This window comes from Anabaena sp. CCY 0017 (assembly GCF_963920885.1).
Taxonomy (GTDB): Bacteria; Cyanobacteriota; Cyanobacteriia; order Cyanobacteriales; family Nostocaceae; genus Nodularia.
Map to the genome: position 1 here is coordinate 16,660 of NZ_CAWUDG010000029.1, position 23,405 is coordinate 40,064.

At 37.9% G+C, this 23,405-nt stretch carries 19 protein-coding genes; 7 read left to right on the forward strand and 12 right to left on the reverse strand.

The features are described 5' to 3' along the window. Positions 1-34 precede the first annotated feature (34 nt). The 9 genes from ACM0OW_RS22385 to ACM0OW_RS22425 form a co-directional block, all read right to left on the reverse strand. The gene (locus ACM0OW_RS22385) at positions 35-643 is read right to left on the reverse strand and encodes an AHH domain-containing protein (protein ID WP_414552493.1); all 609 of its coding nucleotides are present in this window, start codon (positions 641-643) and stop codon (positions 35-37) included. A 4-nt stretch (positions 644-647) separates the two neighbouring features. Next, the gene (locus tag ACM0OW_RS22390; RefSeq protein WP_414552494.1) at positions 648-1,304 is read right to left on the reverse strand and encodes a hypothetical protein; all 657 of its coding nucleotides are present in this window, start codon (positions 1,302-1,304) and stop codon (positions 648-650) included. A gap of 97 nt (positions 1,305-1,401) precedes the next feature. Beyond that, positions 1,402-4,701 (reverse strand): SNF2-related protein, encoded by a 3,300-nt coding sequence (locus ACM0OW_RS22395; protein ID WP_414552496.1) that lies wholly within the window; start codon positions 4,699-4,701, stop codon positions 1,402-1,404. Positions 4,702-4,732: 31 nt separating this feature from the next. Then, positions 4,733-6,640, reverse strand: coding sequence for a sigma-70 family RNA polymerase sigma factor (locus tag ACM0OW_RS22400; protein WP_414552497.1), 1,908 nt, complete (start codon positions 6,638-6,640; stop codon positions 4,733-4,735). A 13-nt stretch (positions 6,641-6,653) separates the two neighbouring features. Then, on the reverse strand, positions 6,654-7,019 hold the full coding sequence (locus ACM0OW_RS22405) for a DUF2513 domain-containing protein (RefSeq protein ID WP_414552499.1): 366 nt from the start codon (positions 7,017-7,019) through the stop codon (positions 6,654-6,656). Positions 7,020-7,021: 2 nt separating this feature from the next. Then, positions 7,022-7,855, reverse strand: coding sequence for a KilA-N domain-containing protein (locus ACM0OW_RS22410; protein ID WP_414552500.1), 834 nt, complete (start codon positions 7,853-7,855; stop codon positions 7,022-7,024). Between the two features lie 69 nt (positions 7,856-7,924). Continuing rightward, on the reverse strand, positions 7,925-8,923 hold the full coding sequence (locus tag ACM0OW_RS22415) for a DUF3644 domain-containing protein (protein WP_414552502.1): 999 nt from the start codon (positions 8,921-8,923) through the stop codon (positions 7,925-7,927). Between the two features lies 1 nt (position 8,924). Continuing rightward, complete coding sequence (locus tag ACM0OW_RS22420) at positions 8,925-11,684, reverse strand: Eco57I restriction-modification methylase domain-containing protein (protein ID WP_414552503.1); 2,760 nt, start codon at positions 11,682-11,684, stop codon at positions 8,925-8,927. Between the two features lie 27 nt (positions 11,685-11,711). Then, positions 11,712-11,945, reverse strand: a complete 234-nt coding sequence (locus ACM0OW_RS22425; protein WP_414552504.1) for a helix-turn-helix domain-containing protein — start codon at positions 11,943-11,945, stop codon at positions 11,712-11,714. Positions 11,946-12,257: 312 nt separating this feature from the next. Here ACM0OW_RS22425 and ACM0OW_RS22430 point away from each other — a divergent pair, with 312 nt between their 5' ends. Then, on the forward strand, positions 12,258-12,413 hold the full coding sequence (locus ACM0OW_RS22430; RefSeq protein ID WP_414552505.1) for a hypothetical protein: 156 nt from the start codon (positions 12,258-12,260) through the stop codon (positions 12,411-12,413). A 357-nt stretch (positions 12,414-12,770) separates the two neighbouring features. Further along, positions 12,771-13,091, forward strand: a complete 321-nt coding sequence (locus ACM0OW_RS22435; protein ID WP_414552507.1) for a hypothetical protein — start codon at positions 12,771-12,773, stop codon at positions 13,089-13,091. A gap of 324 nt (positions 13,092-13,415) precedes the next feature. Here the strand turns inward: ACM0OW_RS22435 and ACM0OW_RS22440 are convergent, their stop codons facing one another. Further along, positions 13,416-13,799, reverse strand: coding sequence for a hypothetical protein (locus ACM0OW_RS22440; RefSeq protein WP_414552508.1), 384 nt, complete (start codon positions 13,797-13,799; stop codon positions 13,416-13,418). A 249-nt stretch (positions 13,800-14,048) separates the two neighbouring features. Here ACM0OW_RS22440 and ACM0OW_RS22445 point away from each other — a divergent pair, with 249 nt between their 5' ends. Next, entirely contained in the window at positions 14,049-15,647 is a 1,599-nt protein-coding gene (locus ACM0OW_RS22445; protein ID WP_414552509.1) for an SDR family NAD(P)-dependent oxidoreductase, read from the forward strand. A 698-nt stretch (positions 15,648-16,345) separates the two neighbouring features. Then, positions 16,346-18,388, forward strand: a complete 2,043-nt coding sequence (locus tag ACM0OW_RS22450) for a DEAD/DEAH box helicase (RefSeq protein ID WP_414552510.1) — start codon at positions 16,346-16,348, stop codon at positions 18,386-18,388. 1,367 nt (positions 18,389-19,755) lie between these two features. Here ACM0OW_RS22450 and ACM0OW_RS22455 read toward each other — a convergent pair. Next, entirely contained in the window at positions 19,756-20,142 is a 387-nt protein-coding gene (locus tag ACM0OW_RS22455) for a helix-turn-helix domain-containing protein (protein WP_414552511.1), read from the reverse strand. A gap of 244 nt (positions 20,143-20,386) precedes the next feature. Here ACM0OW_RS22455 and ACM0OW_RS22460 point away from each other — a divergent pair, with 244 nt between their 5' ends. The 3 genes from ACM0OW_RS22460 to ACM0OW_RS22470 all read left to right on the forward strand — a co-directional run bounded on the left by ACM0OW_RS22460 (position 20,387) and on the right by ACM0OW_RS22470 (position 22,709). Beyond that, on the forward strand, positions 20,387-21,217 hold the full coding sequence (locus ACM0OW_RS22460; RefSeq protein WP_414552512.1) for a MarR family transcriptional regulator: 831 nt from the start codon (positions 20,387-20,389) through the stop codon (positions 21,215-21,217). Continuing rightward, positions 21,214-21,696 carry a hypothetical protein gene (locus ACM0OW_RS22465; protein ID WP_414552514.1) on the forward strand — a complete coding sequence of 161 codons (483 nt, stop codon included), beginning with the start codon at positions 21,214-21,216 and terminating at the stop codon, positions 21,694-21,696. The genes ACM0OW_RS22460 and ACM0OW_RS22465 overlap by 4 nt, the downstream gene beginning before the upstream one ends. Positions 21,697-22,124: 428 nt before the next feature. Next, the gene (locus ACM0OW_RS22470) at positions 22,125-22,709 is read left to right on the forward strand and encodes a YdeI/OmpD-associated family protein (protein WP_414552516.1); all 585 of its coding nucleotides are present in this window, start codon (positions 22,125-22,127) and stop codon (positions 22,707-22,709) included. Between the two features lie 157 nt (positions 22,710-22,866). Here the strand turns inward: ACM0OW_RS22470 and ACM0OW_RS22475 are convergent, their stop codons facing one another. Further along, positions 22,867-23,034 (reverse strand): hypothetical protein, encoded by a 168-nt coding sequence (locus ACM0OW_RS22475; protein ID WP_414552518.1) that lies wholly within the window; start codon positions 23,032-23,034, stop codon positions 22,867-22,869. Positions 23,035-23,405: the final 371 nt, after the last annotated feature.

Here is a 23,405-nt window from a genome sequence, read left to right on the forward strand (position 1 = left end):
ACTCTATTATTACAATGCTTTCCAAAAAAAATTATCACGCTCCAAAGTCGTTAAGGCTTCTTCCTGAATCTCTTAAATTAATTACTTCATTTCTTACTTCATCAACAAATGAAGTAAGAATCATTTGAATAGCATCACGATCTCTATCTAAACCTTCCTCTACGACAATATTCCATTCATGAAAAAGCTCTTCACGAATAGTTCGGCAATATTTAGATGTACGATTGTGTGATTCACGATGAAACCAATTTGGTAGTCTTATTATATTTTCTGAACCATCTTTGTTAAAAACACCATATTTCTCTGCTGTTATTACTAATTGACTTTCACTACAAATGTGATGAGGGATGATATGATGATTTTCATACCCTATTCCTGCTCTGGGAACGTCTTTGCTCTGGAATCGTTTTTTTAATCTTTGAATTGTCTCTGAACCTTCTTGATCTGGCATTAATAAGACAAGCTCGATTAAGGAGTTTAGTTCTTTCTGCAACACTATCTCATTTCGCTTTACGTCCCTAAATTCAATTTTTCCATACTCCTGATAATACTTTACTAAGTATTCTCCTGTGGGAATACGATACTTTAGCCTAATAGGTGAGTTTTCACCTATATAAAGTCTTGACCATTGGTTAATGCCCATAAATTTACCTTAATTCAACACCTAGTAATCTCAGAATCAGGAAGAGTAAAACTTCCATTTCATCGTTAGTTAGTGAATCTCTGAGTTTAGACCGTAACCGTGAGCGATCAAATTTTCTCAGCTTGTTAACCACTTGTTTCTCTTGATTGTTTAGACCATTTCGTTGCTCTTCATTTTTAAATAAATCGTCCATTTCATCTAGCAACTCTCCAGGTGTGATGTCAGGAAGTTGTTCTCTAATTTTACCAGGATCTATTTTCCGGCTTCTGGGTCGAGTAGAATTACGCTTTTTAGACTCTGGAACTTTAAATCCTGCTAACGAAAGTGCAATAGTTAGAAGAAATAAGCCCATCACTATCCCCAGTGATATCCAAGTCGCAATTGGATATATCCACCAATACCAACCAGTATATTCAGGAGTGCGCCCACGAATCTTTTCTATGCCTAATCCTATAAATCCAAAAATACATAGTTGTATTGGTGCAGCAATAATATAAGCCCCTATTCCTGATGAATTAATAGTGGGTGTGCTTAAATTCATAAGGAATATTATGATTCCAAGACACAAACCTAAAAAAATCCAGCTTCTTACAATGCTTAGTTTGAATCTAAAACTTTCTCCTAAAGGGAGAGGAGCAATAAAAGACAGTATTTTTTCCATAACGTACCTCCAAAAAAGTAGTGAAAATCTTGCGAGATAACAAAGATTTAGAGTGATGACGTGGTTCTTGCACAGGAGGCGATCGCCAACTCATCCCCTAAGAATCTGGTTTGAACCACTGATAGCAAATTAACTTGATGTCTTTTCGTTCAATGATTTCGATAGGTCTTATGTCTTGTTCATCTGCAATTTCCTCATATTGGTCAGTGTCAACAAAATATTCATCTAACTCAGAAATGAGTAAGCTGATATCTTTATGGGTTTTAAACTTCTCCCAAATTGCTTTAACATCTCGTTCGTAACTCCTAGAATTAACTGTGGTAATAACTTTTAATACTCGTTCCCTGGCTTGCTCATCAACTACTTCACTTTGACTAAAACCGGGAATTTCAGGATTAGTAATAGCATGATGAATACTTTGTAACAGTTTAGTCATCTGCTGTTTAATACCTGTAGCCGTCTGTTGTTTTTGGAACGATGCCAGCAAGTTGTTTACTGCTCTATCTAAAACAGAAAAAATTTGGTTATCAAAAGGAACTGGTAATAGTCCATCAGGATTAGGGAAGTCTGATGCTTGACATTTGAGCCAGTTAAAAATGGTGCGTTTATCGCTAATTAGTCTACTGGGGTCTAAAGAAATAGCTCCTTGGATACGTGGGTAAAAGTGCCAGAAGTGTTTATCATTAACGCGGAAAGCAAAGAATATACCACCGTCGGGAGTATCAGGGTGAGGAACGGGTTTATTCCAGGTGCTATGAATACCAAAGGGTATATCTTCAATAAGTTCTTTACTGGCCTGTTGTAAAAACTCTAGTAAGGGCAATCTCATTTCATCTAGGGATACCAAATCAGATGCTTGTTCTAGTTCTGCTAATATGGCCTCTTTCTCGGCATCTGTATCAGCCATTTTTAGCCTGTACAGTTCCTCTAGAGATTTTTCAGAAATGGTTTCACCCAGTACGCTACCATCTAACCCAACTTCTCGGTCAATAGTGGCAATGCGCTGTTGTAATTTTTTGACTAATCCTAATAAATCTTCTAGTCCCTTTTCAGGGAAGCAGTTATATATAAACAGTTCATCATAGTCTGTTCCCAGTCGGTCAATACGTCCCGCCCTCTGAATCATTCTGACTGGATTCCAATGCAGGTCATAGTTAACTAATACCCCAGCATCTTGCAGGTTTTGACCTTCTGATAGTACATCTGTACAAATAAGAATATCAATTGGATTCTGTTCGAGTAAGGTTAAATCTTCATCCTTTTGGGTATTGGCTTTTGGGGCAAACCGCTTAACTTTCTCTTCTCTTTGTTTACCAGAACTTTCCCCAGTTAATAATTCAATTACAGGCGTTTTACCGTTGACTTGCATTTGTGTCAGCCAAGCCGTATCATTAATTAGTTGTTGGTATAAATAATTAGCTGTATCTTTGAAGTAGCTAAAAACTAAAATCTTTTTATCTATAAATTGAGTTTTGAGCAAATCTTTGAAAGCTACTAACTTGCAATCATAATCTGTATTAGCGGCTGCTGAAGTTTCAATTTGCTCTAACTTGCAAAAAATATTGTTTAAAATTCTGAGGTCAGATTCAATATGTTGTTGTAGTTGGTTTAGGTCATAGTCTCTAGAGTCAATTTCTTCTAGTGATTCAATAATACTACTAGCTGAGTTATTTTCTTCTTCATCTTCACCCGCTAATATCAACTTACGGAAGTTTTTACTGTTAAGCAGTTTTCCTTGTTCAGTCAGAACTGTATAAAAGTAAGTCTGAAAGTTGCGCTGGTTAGTGATGCTACTTTTAAATGCAATCAGTGAACTCTCAAATCGTTTAAAATATAATGCTTTTTGCAAAGCAACTAAGGCATTATTGCGTTTAACTTCGTTTTCATCTTGCTTTTGCTTACGTTTTTTAAATGCCTTGATATTGTAAGCTGGTAAGGTCAATTTGTCAATTTGCTCGGCAATTCCCTTGTACAGTCCTGCAAAGCTATCTTCAAAGTTGTAAGTAAACTGTTCTAACTGACGCTTGGGAAAGTGAATTAATTTACCATTAATGCGAATTTCCTCACCTGCGGCTTGTCGTCTAATCACGTCCTGGCGGCTACGTCTCACCATTGTTTGCAGCAAGAGTTCTGTAATTTCTACGCCACCTTTAGCCAGGGATTTAAAATAAGAATTGAGTTTAGAAATACCCCATTCTCTGTAATAAGTTTCACCGCCACGGGTGATGAGTAAAATTTGGTGGTAAAGGTCAAAGATGCTGTTGTTGATGGGGGTAGCTGTAAGTAACACCACCCGCTTATTGCGTTTACCACTGCTGACTAACTTTAATAAGTTGCGGTAGCGATTGGTGGCACTGTTGCGGAAGTTGTGGGATTCATCCACCACCACAATGTCATAACGGGCGTAATCGTGAACACTAAAGGTTTGACGGCTGATTTCTTCATGAGACAGCACACGCGCCCTAATTCCAAATTCCTCTAGTTTCTTTTCCCAAACTAAATCTCGCAACTGTGCTGGACAAATAACCAGGGCGCGAGGAACCTTACTAGGTCGTCTGTCTTTGATGAGGTAATATTCCAGTAACCGCAAGCCAATAAATGTTTTACCCAAACCCACGGCATCTGCTACGATACAGCCCCTGTGTTTCTCTATCAGTTTGACTGCTCTTTCAAATCCCTCTTGTTGGAAGCTGGCTAGTTCTAAGGTAGTGCGATCGCTATCTCCAATGATGCTGTCATCTTTGAAAAATTCGTATAGTACCTTGAGAAATATCTGATAGGGTGTATATGCCTTACTGCCAAACTTGGAGGCGTTGAGAGCATCAATTAATTTGGCTTTGTAATCAAGATCAACACTAGGGTCATCCCAAAATCCGGCAAACCAGTTATGTCTGAGGTCGTGAGCGATCGCTCTATTTTGATTGACAATGTTTAACTCGGTATTACCTTCTAAGCCGGCTGGGGTGAAGTTGGATGACCCGACGATGCTGTAATTATCGAAGATATAGGCTTTGGCATGAAGAAACTGATTTTTATCTCCATGCGCTCCAAACAGTCTCACCTCAACATCATGCCTTTGCAGATAGGCAATCATGCGCTCTATTTCATTCTGGTATTGAGAATTTAGCGGTTGGTTTTCTAACTCCTCTTGGATGTTTTTCTTGAAGTAACGGATTAAGTCAATGCGATCGCTTTCGGCTGGTCTAATGGTTGGGTCACGTCCCAAAAGTAACCGAAAGCTGGTGAGTTGGTTCATGGCAGCTTCCAGACGTACCCATGCCTCGATGCGGAAGAATCCGGTGGCGATGTCGAGGGTAAGTTGGTTTTCATCCTTGATGATTGTTTTAAGGACGGCTTGTAGAGTGTGGTGGGAGTTGTCTATGTAGTCAGGTAGCATATTGAATAAATGATAATTAGTTACTATAAAATTAATGTTCTTTCATGATTTGATAATACTTTTTTTTGGCTTCTTCAAAGGCTGGAGAATTTTCAGAAACATTCCAAATCGCACAAATTATTTTAGCTTCATCATGAACATAATCTGGTCTAAGGGGTTGATTTTTTTCTTGAGAATCGTTATAATTTAATGAGTTTTTATTTTTTCTTTCCTGCAACAATGATTCTCTATTTATGTGAGTTTCATTAGGAAGAGAATATGATTGAACAGGTTGAATTTCCTCTTGATGAACGCTGTAATTTAATAAATTTTTAATTGGTTTTTCCTGCAACTGTAGTTCTCTATTTATTTGAGTTTCATTAGGAAGAGAATAAGGTTTAGCAGGTTGAACTTCCTCTTGACGTTCATTTTCTTTGAAGAAAGAAATGATTTGTTTTTCACGCTTATGTATTTCTCCACTAAATTGGAATTCATTCTTATAATAATATCTTCTGAGCTTTTGAAGAGCTTTAGATTCAACTTGTCTCACTCGTTCTCGTGATAGATTATATTTATTACCAATTTCTTGTAATGACTTAGCATTTCCATCTTCAATTCCGTGTCGCTGTTTGAGTATATCTGCTTCTTGGGGGTTGAGACAAGCTAATAATTCCTCTACTTTCATTGAGTTCATAAGCTCTGTTTCTGTTGATTCCTGAGATTTAGAAACAATATCTTCTAGCGTCATGTCTTCGGAATCTCCTATCAGAGCATTCCAGGAAGTTGGCTCAACAAAAGTTTGCATGGTAAATAAAATTTCTTTAACAGGTTTTTCTAAATAATTAGCTATATCTTGAGTAGTAGAATTAAATAATCCTTGTTCCAACAATTCGCGTTGTGCTTGCTTGATTTCACGTAGTCTATCCCAAAAATGAACGGGAATCCGAACCAGGCGTGAAGAGTTACATATATCTCTTGTAATTGCTTGTTTAATCCACCAAGTTGCATAAGTTGAAAACCGATTACCTTTTGTTGGGTCAAACTTTTCTGCTGCTCTAATTAAACCTAGGTTGCCTTCTTGAATCAAATCTAATAAATCCAGACCTCTATTTTGATATTTTTTAGCAATTGATACAACTAATCTGAGGTTTGATTCTACTAATTTATTTTGAGCGGCATAACCTACTGATAATTCATCATATAATCTCGAAATGCTAAGATTATTACTGTCTGCCCATTCACTATTTTTAGGTTCTCTGTTTAGCCGTTTACAAAGAACCGTATAGGATTTTTGTAATTTATTTAATCTAACAATTTTACGTGATAGAAGAATTTCTTCTTCAGGTTTTAGTAACTTAATTTTACCAATAGCAACTAGGTAATCTCTGACTGTATCTTTATCTCTGTTCGCTTTTTTCTCTTCTGCTTTAATGCCTAAGCGTTGAGCGTTTAATAAAATCCTCTGTTGAGTTTGATATAAACTTTTAGGTTCTAAGTTATTAGCTGCTATCCTTTGCAGTAAATGTAAGTCATATAAACTAACAGATTTTAAATTAATTAAAACTTGACGAGTACCAATCTCTAATTCCATTTGAGCGTTAAAGCTCCTGACAGGACTTACAAATAACAGTTTTTGGTAACTTACCATACCTACAATTAGGAAGTAACTAGGGCGTTTACATAAACTTTTAGCGATTGATTTTAGGCGAGCGATCGCATTATTTTCATTAGCCCAGTAAGCAGGGTTAAGTTGAAACAGAAATACTTGTAGGTCAGATTCTCCCTGATTAGCAATTAAATAAACTGTGTCAATGATTCCTTGATTGGTCTGAGAAAGTTCTAAATCATTAACATCAACAGGTTCACAGCAAGTATTGTAACCAAGTTTATCAAATAAACCTGATATAGATTCGGGACTCTTAATATTTTCTAAATCTTGCCAGCTAAGAGTTTTAAGCATATATTTGGACCTCTCAAGGTAATCCAATAGATGTTTTGACAATACTGATAAGGAGTTGAGTCAAAACACTAATAGGAACAGCATCCCCTTTTTCTTTAATTCTTTCCATAGCTTTATGCCAAATAGAATCATTTCTAGCAGCATCAGCAAATTCATGACCTTGCCAAGTAAGGTTCCGTATAATAGCAGTAGGACTAGAAGACTGAACATTTGTAGTTGTTATTCCTTCTGCTAGACCTCCTTGGATAATCAGATAAGAGTGATAAGAAATTTGCTCACTTGTATATCCTTCAATTTGAAAATTATGATTAGCAAAACCATGTTGATTGGCTTCTATGTTTAAAATAATTTTTCTTATCAAGTCCATGTCTCTCTTCATAATTAATTTTCTCCTGAACTGTTAAGTTTAAGTCTTCTATTAATTGGTTTAACTTTGTAACCAATGGCTTCTGAAATTAACTTGCATTCTTCGGGATTGAGAAATTCTCTTACATATTTAGGAAATTTTTCAGAAATATAAGTATCCTCTAGCCATTGGTGAAATGTTCCCAGCAATTCATAAGGATAAATATTAGCTGGTTGTTCACCTCTCTTGTCTGGATAATGATGAATATATTGCTCAAAAGTGGAGGTATCATAATTCTTTTCTTCTCTTAACCAACGACACCATGTTTGTCCTACGGATATATCAATAGTTGCTCTATCATGTAAAGGAACATTGTTAGCTTCTAGATTTCTCATTAATTTACCTATTTCTTCAAAAACGCACCAATATCCTTTAGGTAATCCTGTTTTCTGTTCAAATAACTTTAAACGTTCATACCAAGCACGCTGGTAAGGATGCAAAGTTGGAGGTTCTGAAGTAGTGGGAGTTTGACCTGTGAAAAGCCATTGCTCTACCCAGTCAGAAACCATCATTTCAAATTCAGGCGAGAGCCACATGGCAAAAGAAATAGCAAGCTTGGGATGAATCCAAATCTCTTTATTTTTACCTTCTCCTTTTTTTTGCACTAGGTCATAAATCTCAATCCCCGACTTGTTATGTAGTAAGTTTAAAAACTCATGAGTTCTATCTTTTTCAAACCAATCATTTGGATTTCTCTTTTTTTGAGTTTGTAGTTCATAGGCTTTTGTTAATTTAGTTGCGTTAATATAACCATCAGCTTTGCGCTGACTAACGACTAATTCACCTACTTGATGTTCAATAAATTGCATAATTAATTACACTCCTTAAATATTTTTATTTTCTTAGTAGTTAAATTATTGAACTTAAAAGTAGTTATCCTAAGCATATTTATCTCTATTTTCCTCACAATGCTGTTCCACTTCTTTTAACCATGATTCATACCAGTACCAATGACCAGCTACCTCAACACCAAAATTTTTATTTGCATCTTTTGCATTTAAAGATTTCCATAAATCTATATGATGCTGCATTGTGAATTTTGAAAATCCTTTTTTGTTAATTTCCTTAACAATATCTTTGGGTAAAAATTTATTTTTTTCTGTTTCTTTAATAACTGTATAGGTAGCATTAACATCTTTTGCAAGAGGAGAATCTGCTTTGATAAATTCAATAACTTTATCGGCTTGACCTTTGTGGTTAACAAGTTTTGGTATAAATATAACTCTATAAGCATATTTGGGACTATTGTACTCATCCTCTGATAATTTACCGTCAAATCCTTCAATAAATTTCTTGATATTTTGAGGAAGGTCTATTGCTTCTTCTAAAGTGTCAACTTGATTTTCACCTATAGATGAAAATTGTAAGCTAAAGGATAAATGATTTTCTATACCTTTGTCATCACCAAAAAAATTTTTAATATAATAATTATAATTTAGACAACAAGCTTGAAATTTTGCACTTAAATAATTATCTATTTTAGTCGCCATTTGATGTTCAATTTCATGTCTCAGATAAATCAAAAATTTTAGATTATTAGCAGTCTCTTTATCTATAGGACTGTCAGTAAAATCTAGGCATTTCTCAAGCTCCCAATGCTTTTTTGCTCCAGTTTTAGTTCTATGATATTTTTTTCTTCGTTTTCCTGGTGAAAAATATACATAGTCCATTGATTTTTTGCGATAGTAAGCATGAAGTAAATATGTCCATGCAATGCACATATTTACAATAAAAATTTCAGATTTAAAAGTTATTAATGGATTATTGAATATTTGAACAGCTGCTAGAGCAGCTTCACGAGATTTCAATATTAGTGCATCTGATACAGAAGCAATTCTTTTTGTACGTCGTTGCTTACTTTGGTGTTTATTTGGCATCTTATTCCCCTCTAATAATCTTCATCTCTTCAGCAGTCAGCCCATACAAATGAGCTACCCTATCATCTATCTCCGCCTCCCATTCCTCCACACCCTGACCTTTGGCATCAAGGCATTTTTGGACTACGGCTTCTATGGCTTGGCGGTCTGCTTCGGGAGCAGTGGGGATGGGGATTTGTTTGACGTACTGTGTTTTATATCTAAGATAACCACCTCTTACTTGCGAACTAATTTTCTGATAAAAATGTAGTGCAATATTTGAATTAATTACTCCAAGTAAAAATTTATCATCGGTTGGTAAAATAAAACTTGTTGTATCAGGATAAGTGTTTTTAACATCTAATGCAAAGCTGGATTCTAGAGCAATATCAGGAAAAACTATTTTAGGTTTGTCAAAACTTCTAGCATAAATGTATTGAGGCTGTTGAATTTCATACCAAGCGTGGGAGTTAATAGTAGCTCTTTTTTGTAGTTGGTCTTTATACTGAGATAAATAATCTAAGATTGCAGGATAGTGATTAATTTCAATTTTATGATAGGTATAAATCAAATACGTATTAGGATAATTAATATTCCAACGTTTTATATTTCTACCTCTAAGCCACGGTCTAATTATATCTTTAGAGCTATAATCGTTACTTATAAGTGTTTTTTTAGTTTCTTCATCAATTTCAAAAGCTTCATTTAATCCTGATTTAATTCCATAGTATATTCCCTCATTCACATACTCACCCAACGGAGTACCCGCACTTCTCAACTTATCCAACAACCGCAACACAGCCGGAGATTCCAACCGCCAACCATCAGCCCCTAATTCCTTCTGAGGCAAATAAAAACTGTGGCTTTTGTACACCGAATTAAACTCTTCAACAGTTTTCCCAGCTTCCCAATTCAACACACGGGCTTGATGATTATCTGGTTTACTCTTACTCACCAAAATAATGCTAGGGTAGGCGATCGCTTCAAACACTGGAGAATCACCAAAATCAATCAGTACCTCTACTTTTGACTTTTCCCCTAAGAATTTACGCAGCTTCTCACCATAGCCAGCACGGAAGTATTTATTAGAGGTAATGTAGGATAAATGCCCACCAGACTTGAGTAAGTTAAACCCCTGCTCATAGAAGTAAACAAAGAGGTCAGCTACCCCGGTGTAACAGTCATATTCTTTTTGTAGGGCTGGCTTCAGTTCTTTGATAGCCTCCTGTCGGACATAAGGCGGATTACCAATCACCACATCAAACCCGCCCTTGTCCTTGAACACATCATTAAAATGCAGATGGTATTGGAAGAAATTAAGCGATCTCTCCCCACTTTCCACATCAGATGCAAAGCGATCCAACTCCATTAACTTGCTACCAATCTCAGTTCGTTCCTTCTCCTGAGTTTTAGAAACCTTACCCTTAAATGCCTTAATCTTGCGTTCTAAATCCTGCTGTTTACCTTCCCAAAATTGGCGACGGTCATTTACAGCAGTTTTAAACACATTGGCTTCTGCTGCTAAAATCTGCGATCGCAACTCGTGTCTTTCTTCAGTTTGGGCATCAAAATAGCGGCGTTGCAGTTCTAGCAGTGGTTGAATTGCCGTTTGAATTGGTGTAACTGCCAACATCAACTGCTGTTCTTTGGTGGGGTCAGGTATTAACCTTTCACCATGAATAGTAGAAATGAGAGAATCACCGCACATTAACTTATAGTCAAGGTTTGGCAGTGGTTCTACATCCTCAATATCTGGGATATCCACCACCAGGGACAACCACATCCGTAACTTGGCAATTTCTATGGCCTCTGGTTCACCGGGGTCAAATAGAGAATTAGGTAAAGTGATTGTTACAGGTGTTTCTCTACCAGCAGCATCCTTGATGCCCTCGCCATAGTCTCTATCAAACAAACCCCCATTGAGATAGGGTATTTGTCCCTCACCCCAACGATGAACTAAACCATCACGGTTTTGATTAAGTGTTTCAAAAAATAACGGTTCTAAAACCTGGGCATAATAATCTGTTTCATCAGGTTCGGTTTTCAATGACCTGTAGCGAGTAGTCAGAAAACGGTAATCCCCCGCTAAAAATCCCTTCTTCTGAAGGAAATATAAAAACATGATGCGTCCGAGAAGTCTTTGCGAAAACTGATGTAGCCTGTCAGCATCAGCAAAGTACAAATCATCATTGTGCAACTTCACCGCTTGTTGCACATTTTTAAATATCTGCTCGTAGCTTCTATAAAATGACTTCGTTAACTTATCAACATCAAATGCTTCACAGTGGGTTTTATATAATTCCTGTGGTGATTTCGCCCTGACGGCGATCGCTTCCAATCGGTCACGGTCATAATTTGTGGGATTGGTACTGTCAATTAATAACTTACGGATACTGGTTTTTAAATTCAGTTGCGCGTCATAATTCTTACGAGGATTCACCAACATCAACTGGTTAAAATCCTTGGTTGCCAGCAGTAGAAACTCAGTTGCACGTTGACAGATAACATTAGCGATCGCTCTCATGCGACTACTAACGGCATTTACAGAAGTCCACTCATCTGGATGCAACTGAAACAGTAAAATTTGCAGTCCGCCGTTGCCCTGGTCTGCAATCAGGTATGAGTCATAAATAGCATCTGTGCTACGGGCAGGTAGATGTAGGTCTTCTATATTCAAGGGTTGAGCAGCAGCGTCATATCCCAGTTTTTGGAAGAGGGTAGCTATTTTTTCTGGACTGCGGATGTTTAATAAATCATCCAGTTGTAATAAACGCTCTGGCATTCTAATTTTTCCTCAAGCCCCTGATTTTTACTGACCAAAATACTTGTGCTTTAAATCTTGTCCTTGTTCTCCCATCTCCTTAAGCTTCTGCTCAATTAGCTTCATGGCAATCGGTGACGGATTAGATCGGCCATTTTCCCATCGGTTGACCGTAGGATATGTCACACCTAAATGTGCTGCAAACTGTTCCTGTGTCAAATTAGTTAACAGGCGAAGTTCGCGGATGATTTGACCAATCTCCGGCTGTTGTTTACTGGACATCTGCCTAACCCATTATTTTGATGTAGCAAATGATGTATCAACTGCAATCATAAACGCATTTAAACACAATAACAAGGTTTAAAATGATAAATTTTTCATGATTACTATTGAGTAAAATAAATACATCTTCAAGATGATTTACAGTAAATTCCACAGTAACTATCATGGCTATTTAATCCCCACAAACCTTTATTAGGGCAGAGTGCATAGCAACTGTAATCTATGGCAGTACAAAAATATGTAGAACCACATATTGAAACATGAAAAAACTACTGGTGTCTGACTAAGCTTAAGTATTTAAACCATCAGTAAATGACTACATCATTATACAGACTGCTAGAAGATGCCTATTCTAATGCTCATTTAACCCCGGTTATGGGGCTAAATGGGAATGGCACTAAAAAAACGGCAAATCTATTATTTACAAGGCTTTGGGGTGTGGGGAATGAAGAAGATGTTGAACCCTAGAACGTACTAAAATTCAATTTTCTTAAACACTACACCCAATACCCTATCCCAAACACCCTACCCTGACGAGATTTCCGATTATCTTCGTGCCATTCGGCTAAATGGTATAACCGAAGCATTTTTTTTCTTTGTAATAAAACTCATTTACTCAAACTAATTTAAAGTTTAAACTTTTGCAACTATGTATGTAAGTATTTTTGATTAAGTAATATTGATCCATAGAATTGATCCATAGAGGGTAAAAACTTTAATTTTCTTTTATTAATACTTTAATTAAGTCTTTTGCAAACCAAGAAAATAATAATTATTTTCTTGGTTTGCAATCGGTTTTCATTAAAAGTTTGAGGTTAATAAAAAATGGGAAAAACAGAATCTAACTTATTTGTTGATCTCACTTTATCTGAGCAAGAATCATTGCAAGGTGCTTCATGGCAGCAAAAAGCTCTGGAGACGGCCGTACAAGTGGGTGGTTCAGCTATCCCAGCGGCTATCGGGTCTACTTGGAATTGGTTGAGCGAAGATGGCAATGGGTTTATATACGGAGATAGAAAAGGCTCATCAAGCGACTTGCGGCGTGCAGGTAAAAATATGCCAGACGATTTACCACACGGATGGAATTGGGGTGTACTAGATAACAACGAATGGGTTTTAGGTGGATATAACGGGCAAAAACCGTAACTATATCTGTTCTCAACCCTACTTAGAGAACTCATATAAACCATTTAAGAGTTCTAATTTAAAATCTCCATCTTCCGAGATGGAGATTTTACAACTTTATTCTTGTCGATTGGATTTTTTATTCACCATCTATTATTGTCAACTGTTAAGGGTCGCTAAAAGTTGACAAAAAAATAGCCAACTGGCACATATAGATAAATTTATCTCATATCTGCACTGGGCATAGAATTTTATCTATTGTCTAACTCAACCGTTCAATAAAAAAATTGGGAGACTTATTTACAACGTGTCCTATTTTGCGCGTACCCCGGTTGAACCCCGAATTTACTCAATCGGTTGGGGTTGTGGTTGTTCCTGACAGTTTTCTAGTTTCAAAAGTCGCGGATTCAGGTAATTAAAAATATGCACGCCACGGTAAGTTACATCGCAAATTTTTCTATTATACTTTTCCGCCTGCCTCAGCATTTTACCGCTATTGAATTGTAATTGTGCAAGGCTAGGCTTGATTATGAGTGCGTAAGGCTGTAAATTGCCACCATTAATATCAGGATGCAGCAATTTGACAATATTTGCCCCTTTATATAGCGAAGAGTTTTTTTCCAACGAAATATAAGCTCGCTTTTGAGCAACGGGAGAAATAGCATCCATTGCCGGTTTGTAGGCAACAACAACAATTACACCCAAGACCAGACATATTGTTTTTAGCATTTAGCAAAGTTTCCAATTATTCCGAATTAACCCAATCGGTTGGGGGATTTTCACATCATGTCTCAGTTTACACGTCGTTAGAATATAACTCTATGTGCAGGCAACTGGCACATATAGATAAATAATTGTCATACCTCTGTGTGATCATTAGCGTTACGGCGTAATACTCAACAACAAGCTTTATTCGTTAAGATATGGGTTCTACTTAAGAGCAATTGGTTAAAAATAAATATTGAGAGAGCGGAAATTATGCAAGTATGTCTAGTTACAGGTGGTAACTCTGGTGTAGGTTTAATGACAGCTATAGGTTTAGCCAAATTAGGCAATCATGTATTTATTGCCTGTCGTTCGGCAAATAAAGCCGCAAAAGCTATAAACTACATTCGTCAAACTACCGGAAACCAAAATGTGACATTTTTACCTCTTGATTTAGCTTCTTTAGATTCAGTCCGTAGGTGTGTAAAACTATTTAATGACTACAATTTACCATTACATATATTAATAAATAATGCAGGTATATTCAACAGCAGAGGCACAACCAAAGAAGGTTTTGAACTGATTTGGGGAACGAACTATTTAGGTCATTTTTTGCTCACTTATTTATTACTAGAAAAATTGCAGAACTCTGCCCCTAGCCGCATTATTATGTTAGCGTCAGATTTGGCATTATCTCCAAGTAGTATTGAATGGAATTTATTAGTTAAACAAACACCATTAAATTTCCTAAAATTATATGCCGTTTCTAAACTATCTTTATTGCTTTTAACAAGAGAGCTTTCTCAGCAATTAAATAATTTTCAAGTCACTGTTAACGCAATACATCCAGGCTTTGTGCAATCAAATATTACTATATGGCATCGTTTCAGTAAATACTTGGGGTTAGGTATTTCCTCGGAAGCCGGAGCATATAGTACCCTGGTTTGTGCTACTTCCCCAGATTATCAAAATATTAGTGGAAAATTTTTAGATAGTCACGCTCAAGAAATTCTATTACCTGAAATAGCCCAAAATCAAGAATTATCAAAGCAACTATGGCAACGTAGTTTATTATGGGCTGGTTGCAACCAGCAGCAGAATACCGAGAAAATAAATTATGATGGTACTGATGAAATTTGGGGGCCAAACTCTCTGGCTTTGAGTAGCAATGAAATAGCTGATATTACCCAATATATTTTTGATGATATTCTTTTAAAATTACCAACCAAGATATTATTAAAACAGGTAATTAAGTCATTTATTAAATTTGATATTGGCTCGTTGTTAATTATATTAATCCAAGTTTTTACTAAACGTTTTTACATGGAAAGACATTTAGATTCACCTGTAATTTGGCAATTATGTCAAGATAAAAATTTATTAGAAAGGCTGAATGCTTTTTTAGGGGATAATTTAGTGTTATGGCGGTCAGAATTATGGGTAAATTACCCCGCCCAGCAATTAATTCCTTTTTGGCATCGAGATTCTTATTCTAAACTCCTGAAAGGAGATGGTAAAACTATTAATGTCTATATAGCTTTGACAGAAGTTAATGAAAATAACGGATTTGAATATATACCTAATATTTACTTAGAAAATTGCCAAATAAAAGGAACCGACCCTTTTAGTGGTAATCACTTTTTTGAAATCACTGATGAAGTTGAAAAAAAAGCTATTCCTGTGGTGTTGCATCCTGGTGAATTTGTAATATTTACTGATAAACTATTGCATCGTTCCGTACGGAATAATAGCGGTAAAGCCCGACTTTCTTTAACGCTAAGGTTAACTCAGCCAGGGGTTAAAATTTTACCAGGTTATACTTCTAATTGCCAGAAGCCTGTAATTTTGCCATCACAAAATAGCTGCTCGTAAAACTTAATTGCTGTTTGGCATTGTGTGGGATTTCTGAGACTAGAGGTAATCCATCCCTCAGACAACGAAGCTGATTGTCTCAGTAGCCCTGCTGATATCTCCATTTAAACTGCCACAGACACATTTTGGTTGCCAAATTGCCATTAAGGGCGATTTGAAGAAGGCAGAGGGCAGAAGGATCTAGTCAGAAGGAGATTCAAATCCCTCCTGACTTGGAGCCACTGAACTCTTGTTCAGTGGGGGTCTTAAACCCTTGTTCCCTCCGGTCACGGGCAGAGGACAGGAATCAGAATTCCCGAATGCCTTCTGCCCTCTGCCTTTCCCGATAAGAATAATTTGTCGGACAGTAATTCTAGTATTAACAACCCATAAATCAATTAGCTCGAAAATAAAATTGCGTCAGCCATGACCTTTTTTGAATTGTTTTGACCACACAAAATCGCATTTTTTGTCAATGCCTATTTATAACTCACATACTTAATGAGCGAAATTATTTTAGATAACTGTTGACAATTCCTTCTCACTTCCTTCGGTAATTGTCACCTATTTATAGGATTGGTTTTGGGGAATTATTTGGCGTAAATATGATATGTAAACATCCCTATATTTTTTCAAAATACCATCAACATATTGTCCAACTTATTATATAATCTATTTATCATTGTGCAAGTTTAACATCTACCTATTTTTCTAATCTTATGCCCGAAGTAGTCTTTACATATCAACTTAGAGATTATCAGCGCCAATGGATCAAGGGTATTTGGAATTCTTGGAAGAAAGGAAATAGAAGGGTACTTGCTCAGTTACCCACTGGCGCTGGTAAGACTGTCTGCTTTGCTCATATCTGTCACAAATTTTTTCAACAGCAACAACAGGTTTTAGTTATTGCTCACCGCATAGAACTCATTACTCAAGCTGCGGAAAAATTAGAACAGATTGTGGGCGAATCCGTAGGCATCATCAAAGGAGGATATCCTCATCATCCAGAACGAAGAATTCAAATTGCCAGTATTCAAACCTTAGCCAGACGCGAGCTATCTGAACTACCATTAAATATCGGGCTTTTACTTTTTGACGAGGCACACCATGCCAGCGCTTCATCATATAGACGGCTAATTGAACATTATCAAAATGCACAGATATTGGGTGTAACTGCTACTCCCCAAAGAATTGATGGTCAAGGTTTTCAAGAATTATTTGACGATTTAGTGGTGGGAATTCCGACAGCCGCTTTAATCCAACAGGGTTATTTAAGCAATTTTCGCTTATTTACCACCAACCAGACTATTTCTACTATTGGGGTACAAAAGTCTCGCGGGGATTTTAGAGCTAAGGAATTAGCTGTTGCTGTCACTAGCCAAATCGGAGTTGATGAAATCTTTCAAAACTACTTAAAATATGCCAAAAATTTACGGACAGTCATTTTCGCCTGTAGCCTAGAACATAGTCGCACGCTGGCGGCGGAATTTTGCCGTCATGGGATTAAAGCTGAACATTTAGATGGTTTAACTAAACCGGAATTAAGGGTGCAAATCCTGGAACGGTTCCGTAACGGGGCTACCCAAGTCATTACTAATTACGAAATCTTAACTGAGGGTTATGATTGTCCCAATATTGAGTGCGTTTACTGTGTGCGTCCGACTGAAAGCTCAACTTTATGGCTTCAGATGACAGGACGGGTTTTGAGAACTCACAGTTTTAAACCAACGGCGGTGATTATTGACGTAACTGACAATTGGAAAAAGCACGGACTCCCAGATGAGCCGCGTCAATGGAGTTTAGAAGCAAAAACCCTGAGTGTCTTAAGTTCTTTGGGTTTAATTCAATGCTCCCATTGCACTCATGTTTTTCAGCCTCTTTCTCATGAATTAGCAATTGTGGGTGGAGAAATCGGTGAGGATGGTTTACTGATTCAACATCACGAAGCTATTTGCCCTCACTGCGGTAATACGGTTGATTTTACTACTAAAGAAACTACAGACCAAAATCTGCTCAGAAGTCACCCCATTCGGCTCAGACATAGCCTCAATCTGGATTTGAAAGAAATTGACCTGTCTGTGTCGGGGGCTAGACTAGAAATGGTGTACGATATGCTGTACGAGCAGAGGTTAAAAAATGCTCCTCCTGCCAAGGTGTACAAAGCTATCTTCATGACTTTTATCGAAAGGATATCAGATTTTACTTTGGGAGATTGGCGAGAGATAGTTAAAATGGTTGAACCACTGGAACTGGTGATTACTAAAAAAGCTTGGGAGCTATACACTGAAGCACTTGATAGGCATAAAAATCGGTTACTCGCTCTGGCTTTTATTGAGCAGCGTCAGTTAAAGAGTCAAGGTAATTCACCGATGAGTGTGACTACAGAGAAGCCAGGGACTAAGGTGGACGACAATAAAGTTTCTTTTACTGGACAAGAACTGAAGTCACTCCCACGCGCACAAGTTTTTGGTAATCCCTATTTTCAGGAAAAATATGCGGATAAATGGCAACGCTCTTTAGCTAACTGTTCGGTGAGAACTGCTGAGTTTTTAAGCCAGAATGCTGGTTTGTTTCATGTAGAAACTACACTGAAATTTGTGAATATTTCTCTGGAGGTGGGGAATAGTTCTCACCAGAAATTGAAGCTCAAAGAAATTTATAATTCTAAAGAAATTCGCTCGGCTTTCAGTCAGGGCTTTGGTAAACAGGCTAAGGTGATGCTGAGGTTAGCTCCAACTAAAACTGAAAACAAGTCGGCTTGATGAAATAATTGCTTTTACTTGCAAGAGTTTGTGCGAGAACGCACTCTGATAATAGTTTGTTGATTGGTATCGAGAATTGAGGTTGACAATACAGTCTCTATTATGCACCTGTTGGGGACTGGGTGTTGCGTCTTGCCAATTTTTCCATACTTGCTTCTATACCCTCGGTAGTTCAATTGTTGACATCATTGATGCCGTTGTCCAAAGATGTCAGCAGATTATAACAGAATGGTTAAACGAATTGGGGCTGGAATTGAAACCAAGTAAAACCCGAATATCCCATACACTTAATATGTATGAACGTAACGTTGGGTTTGACTTTTTGGGTTTCACTGTTCGACGTTTATAGTAATTGCCCCAGCTTCTGAGAATAGGATTGAGGTGGTAGATAGCGGTTCACTTCCAAACCTCTTACCCGTAGGAAATCTACAACGCTTTTTAGCCAGTTGGATATTTTTTTTCACGAATGGTGATCAAATCGTTACTTTTCTGCTCAGAAATTTACTTGCCAAAAGTGTGCCAATTCAGATCCAATTCAGATCCAACTCAGATCCAACTCAGATCCAACTTAGATCCAACTCAGATCCAATTGCGATCCAATTTAGATCCAATTCTCTAGCCTACGTAGCTTATGTAATATTTATATTCGCAATAAACGCTAATTATTGATAAAAAATGTGCCAATTCAGATCCAATTGCGATCCAATCCAGATCCAATTCAGATCCATTGCCGATTCGTCCAGCGCTTAATTTGAGAAGGCGAAACCAGTTTTTGTGGGTAGCAAGCTATGTTGCTATCCGGATATTTTTTATGGGGATAAAAAAAGTACCCCCCAAGTGCGGCAACAAACTTGCCCTCTGTTCACGGTTCCCCTATCTCAGTATGTCAACCAGCGTGACCGAAAACTATTTCATTCTAAGGGCATGGTCGAGTTGAAAAACGTCAGGTAAGTATTTGTCAAACTCTCGATTGTATTCCTCCTTGGCCACTTCTCTACAAGCTGGTTTACTCAGCATAGCTAAGACTGGTTGTCCTTCAAAATTACGATCAGTCTCTCAATTTTCTTGTAATTACAGGGGTGATGAAGCCGCTCTTGCGTCTACGCCCCATTTCCCCCAGAACTGAAAACTCGTTAATAGCTTTATGTGTGGTGTTGATTGCTTTTCGACTTTTGAAAATCAGCTAGTGCCTTGAAAAATGTTTCGGGGTCAAATTCTGAAGTATTTTGTACAATGGCAACCTCCGAATTAAGGCTGACAAGCGAGCCTGTAACCACAGCTAATCCTGACTTTGAAAGACCGAGAACCTTTGTCCTAGAATCTGCTGGAAGCTCCTGCAATTGTTCTTTCTATTTATTACTAACGGTTTATACTGCGAGCGCACTATCTAATCCTGGGTTATGACTGCCCGAAATCGGCTGATTTTGCATCATTCTTTTCCACTTGCGACCGATTGCCAGTAAAGCTGCTTCCACTTCTTCCTCATCAGCAGCTTCAATTATTTCTACAATGTTGGTTTTTTTATCAGCCTGTAGTGGCTGGTTAGCTAGTAACTGGCAGAAATAGAGGCGAGAGCCTGGGGCTAACTCGTCCATAGCTTCCAGTAAAGCTGCAAATACCTCTGGGCTAATCCATTTATTCCCAGAGCGAAACTGGGATAAGTGATTTTGACTTATACCAGCTAAAGCGGCTAATTCTTTCCCCTGGATGCCGTATTTATCCATCGCCTGCTTAAATAGCTGGTAAATTTGCATAAACTTTTGTTCCTAAAATGTATCTACTAAATACAATAATCTAGTATAAGATATCTACTAGATAAATCAGATTTATCCAATGGGGTGATTTGATTATATCCACATGAAATAGCCCCGGCAAATTAATTGTCGGGACTCAAACCTACAAAGATAATATGACAATTCACAATCTTTCACAAACGTCGAAAGGCGGAATTTTAGGCTGTTTTCGTGTCGCAGTTGTAACCAGAAAGGAGTTATAGCTGTGAAGCAAATATCTGGAAAATTTTACCCCTTGCAACGTGATGAGTGGCTAAAAGCTTGTAAGGAACTCACACCAAGAGAGCTTCAAGTACTTTATTACCTTCGTACTACTGACCCTTACAGTAATAGTTTCCAAATTAGTGCTGCTCAAATTGCTAGGGATTTGTCAACAAATGATAAAAAGGTGCATCGCCAGACTATAAGCCGTGCGCTTAAATCCCTTGATGCTAAAGGATTTATCGATATTGAGCTTATAGAAATACAGGTTAATATCACCCCTAAAGGATACTGGTGTAATGAGTGCATCAGTACGGTGTCTGGCCACACCACCCTGGATCATCACACACCAGGGGCGATCGCCACACACCACCCTGGATCACCACACACCACTCTGGATCATCACACACCAGGGGTGATCGCCACACACCAAGCACAGTCTGAAACCCTTGCACAGCAGGAATCACACAACTCTAAGATTAATAAGACTTATTTAGACTTCATAGACTCTCTCTCAGAACAGGAAAGAGAGGAATTTTTAAAATTTGGGGAACAGAAGGCCGCACAATTACCCCATCCCCCCCAACTCCCCCGGCGGTGGATAGAAACAAACTGGCAGGAATTATCAGCACAGTGGTACAAGTCCAAAGGCCAAAGTTCCCCGGCGCAAAATTCAAAATGGGAAACTGACCCCCGCCGCCAGGAGTGGCTAGATAAAATTCGCTCCCTTGGGTTCGCGGCGTTTATTTGTGAAAACGGCAGTTTAGATAAGCAGCGCAAGGAATTTTATCAGTGGGCTAATTCTCACAATTTAATTTGGGGGGATGAAATATGAAATTACCTGAACTTCCCCCAGAACCAATCCGCGATGAAGACCAGCCTGGATATCAAAAAGAAATTTGGCAACCGTCCTGGCGCTGCTTCTGCTGCGAGGACACGGGAATTGTCAGATCCAGACTGGCAGCTATGGTAATTCATGGTTACAACTCCAACCGCGATCGCTTGCCGATTTGTCAGGCTCCAGGCTGTAACGCTGGTGTGAACTGGCTACACCTAGAGGGAAACATAGACATGAGGCTGACGGCGGCAATTTGTCAGGAATTAGACCGTATCAGCCGCGAGGACTGGCGACAGTCCACACAGCAAAAGTTTGTCAACATCCAAGCTTTATCTAAAAAGTTGGCGATGCCAAGAAGTTGCGAACGCACAGAGCAAGATAACCGCGAAGTGCAGCAGCGAAAGGCTGAAATTGAAGCGACTAGCTCTGACCAATGGGCGGCTATGAGAAATGCATATTTGGAGGTGGATAAGTAGTGACGCTCTCCCGCTACATTGCTTGCAATTAGCGGGAACATCTAACCTCGCGATTAAAGTTTCCTGTCTCACAGAACTGGCAACCCAGTATCCTCCACAGGCAGCAACGATGCTTCCTCATCGTTGTTTTGAACAATTAGAAGTCTAAAATGCTCAATCCTTTATCCGTAAACTGTTTCTAAACTCTGTAACTGTTGCCTGGAAAGCGATTGGCTTGGCCAGTGCCGTAGGCAATCGCTCGGTTCTTTCCTAATAGAAATTCCACAAGATGAGAAAATCACAAAATTTTGACAATAAATACCTCAATCAGTTGATATTGCGTCGCTTGAAAACCTTTTATTAATAGGAAAACTCGGAGAGTGACAGAAGAGGGTTAAAAAAAGAAATAATCTTAAGAGACACAGCGTTCCCCCTTACAATCTTCGGTAATGCCAAAATTTGATGACCAATTGGAAACTATTTATGCGAGTGATCGCATCTGTTGGCGTAAGTGGTTGTCAACCAATCATCTTACTTCGCCTGGTATATGGTTGATTTACTACAAAGTTAAAAGTGGTAAACCAAGCGTTAAGTACAGCGAAGCAGTCAAAGAAGCTTTATGCTTTGGTTGGATTGACAGTAAAGTTAAATCATTGGATGAAGACCGTTATCAGCAAATCTTCACACCTCGAAAACCCAAAAGTGTATGGTCCAAATTAAATAAGCAATATATTGAAGAGCTAATTGAACAAGGCTTGATGACTCAGGTAGGTCTAGAAAAAATTCAAGTGGCTAAACAAGATGGCTCATGGAACTCCTTGGATGCCATTGAAGCGTTGACAATTCCGATAGATTTAAAGCAAGCCTTAGAAGCAAATCCTTCAGCCAATCTTAATTTTGAGGCATTTAGTAATTCATTGAAAAAAAACATTCTATTTTGGATTGACAGTGCAAAACGTCCAGAGACTAGGTTGAACAGAATTGAGCAAACCATAATGGAAGCAGCACATAACAGAAATCCATTGAGCCGATGAGTTAATTACACGAATTTAGGAAAATATATTTATTGCAAAATTATACTAACAAAAACTCATCCACGAGTTTTCAAGAGTTTCAGCGTCAAATCATCTCTGGTTTTAGCTAAAATTACACCCTCTGCAAATGAAAACTTGTAGAAAAAAGTTCATGTCCCTAATTCTCCCAATAATTACCCACAGTAACCAAAGTCTCCCCTAATTCTCCCAATAATTCCCAACGCTTTTTCAATCTTTCCCAAAATGTCCCAAAGTAGAAAATATTCAGCAGGTTTATTGACTCAATTCTCATCAAACTCAAAACTCCCAATATTTCCCAAATCATCCCAATTATTCCCAACAAATCCCAAATCTTCCCCAATGTTTTCCAATAAATCCCAAAGGGGAAACCCCTCTGGACACCCCAAAAAACTACCGCACACTACGCCAAAATGGCGCGAAAGTTTTTGAGCCAAAACTGATTTGAAAGAATAGTTGCGCTTACTCAAACTTGTAGTGTTAACTCATTTTAGTGTGATAGCTTTGCTATCACGCACCATGTTAGGAATAAATTTTTGGAACTACAAACACTGTTGCTGTATTATCACTGGTTTGTAAATCAGTTTTGTAGAGAAGATAATTATGCATCAAAACCGGCGAATGCCCTTAGCAATAATGAAAACCTGCCTGCTCGAATAGAAATTACTCGGCGCAGTT

Coding starts and splice junctions, on each gene's coding strand:
- ACM0OW_RS22450 (WP_414552510.1), top strand. CDS start 16,346: ATGCCCGAAGTAGTCTTTACATATCAACTTAGAGATTATCAGCGCCAA.
- ACM0OW_RS22455 (WP_414552511.1), bottom strand. CDS start 20,142: ATGCAAATTTACCAGCTATTTAAGCAGGCGATGGATAAATACGGCATC.
- ACM0OW_RS22475 (WP_414552518.1), bottom strand. CDS start 23,034: ATGATTTGGGAAATATTGGGAGTTTTGAGTTTGATGAGAATTGAGTCA.
- ACM0OW_RS22430 (WP_414552505.1), top strand. CDS start 12,258: ATGACTACATCATTATACAGACTGCTAGAAGATGCCTATTCTAATGCT.
- ACM0OW_RS22445 (WP_414552509.1), top strand. CDS start 14,049: ATGCAAGTATGTCTAGTTACAGGTGGTAACTCTGGTGTAGGTTTAATG.
- ACM0OW_RS22470 (WP_414552516.1), top strand. CDS start 22,125: ATGCCAAAATTTGATGACCAATTGGAAACTATTTATGCGAGTGATCGC.
- ACM0OW_RS22395 (WP_414552496.1), bottom strand. CDS start 4,701: ATGCTACCTGACTACATAGACAACTCCCACCACACTCTACAAGCCGTC.
- ACM0OW_RS22415 (WP_414552502.1), bottom strand. CDS start 8,923: ATGCCAAATAAACACCAAAGTAAGCAACGACGTACAAAAAGAATTGCT.
- ACM0OW_RS22465 (WP_414552514.1), top strand. CDS start 21,214: ATGAAATTACCTGAACTTCCCCCAGAACCAATCCGCGATGAAGACCAG.
- ACM0OW_RS22425 (WP_414552504.1), bottom strand. CDS start 11,945: ATGTCCAGTAAACAACAGCCGGAGATTGGTCAAATCATCCGCGAACTT.
- ACM0OW_RS22405 (WP_414552499.1), bottom strand. CDS start 7,019: ATGAAGAGAGACATGGACTTGATAAGAAAAATTATTTTAAACATAGAA.
- ACM0OW_RS22390 (WP_414552494.1), bottom strand. CDS start 1,304: ATGGAAAAAATACTGTCTTTTATTGCTCCTCTCCCTTTAGGAGAAAGT.
- ACM0OW_RS22420 (WP_414552503.1), bottom strand. CDS start 11,684: ATGCCAGAGCGTTTATTACAACTGGATGATTTATTAAACATCCGCAGT.
- ACM0OW_RS22385 (WP_414552493.1), bottom strand. CDS start 643: ATGGGCATTAACCAATGGTCAAGACTTTATATAGGTGAAAACTCACCT.
- ACM0OW_RS22410 (WP_414552500.1), bottom strand. CDS start 7,855: ATGCAATTTATTGAACATCAAGTAGGTGAATTAGTCGTTAGTCAGCGC.
- ACM0OW_RS22400 (WP_414552497.1), bottom strand. CDS start 6,640: ATGCTTAAAACTCTTAGCTGGCAAGATTTAGAAAATATTAAGAGTCCC.
- ACM0OW_RS22435 (WP_414552507.1), top strand. CDS start 12,771: ATGGGAAAAACAGAATCTAACTTATTTGTTGATCTCACTTTATCTGAG.
- ACM0OW_RS22440 (WP_414552508.1), bottom strand. CDS start 13,799: ATGCTAAAAACAATATGTCTGGTCTTGGGTGTAATTGTTGTTGTTGCC.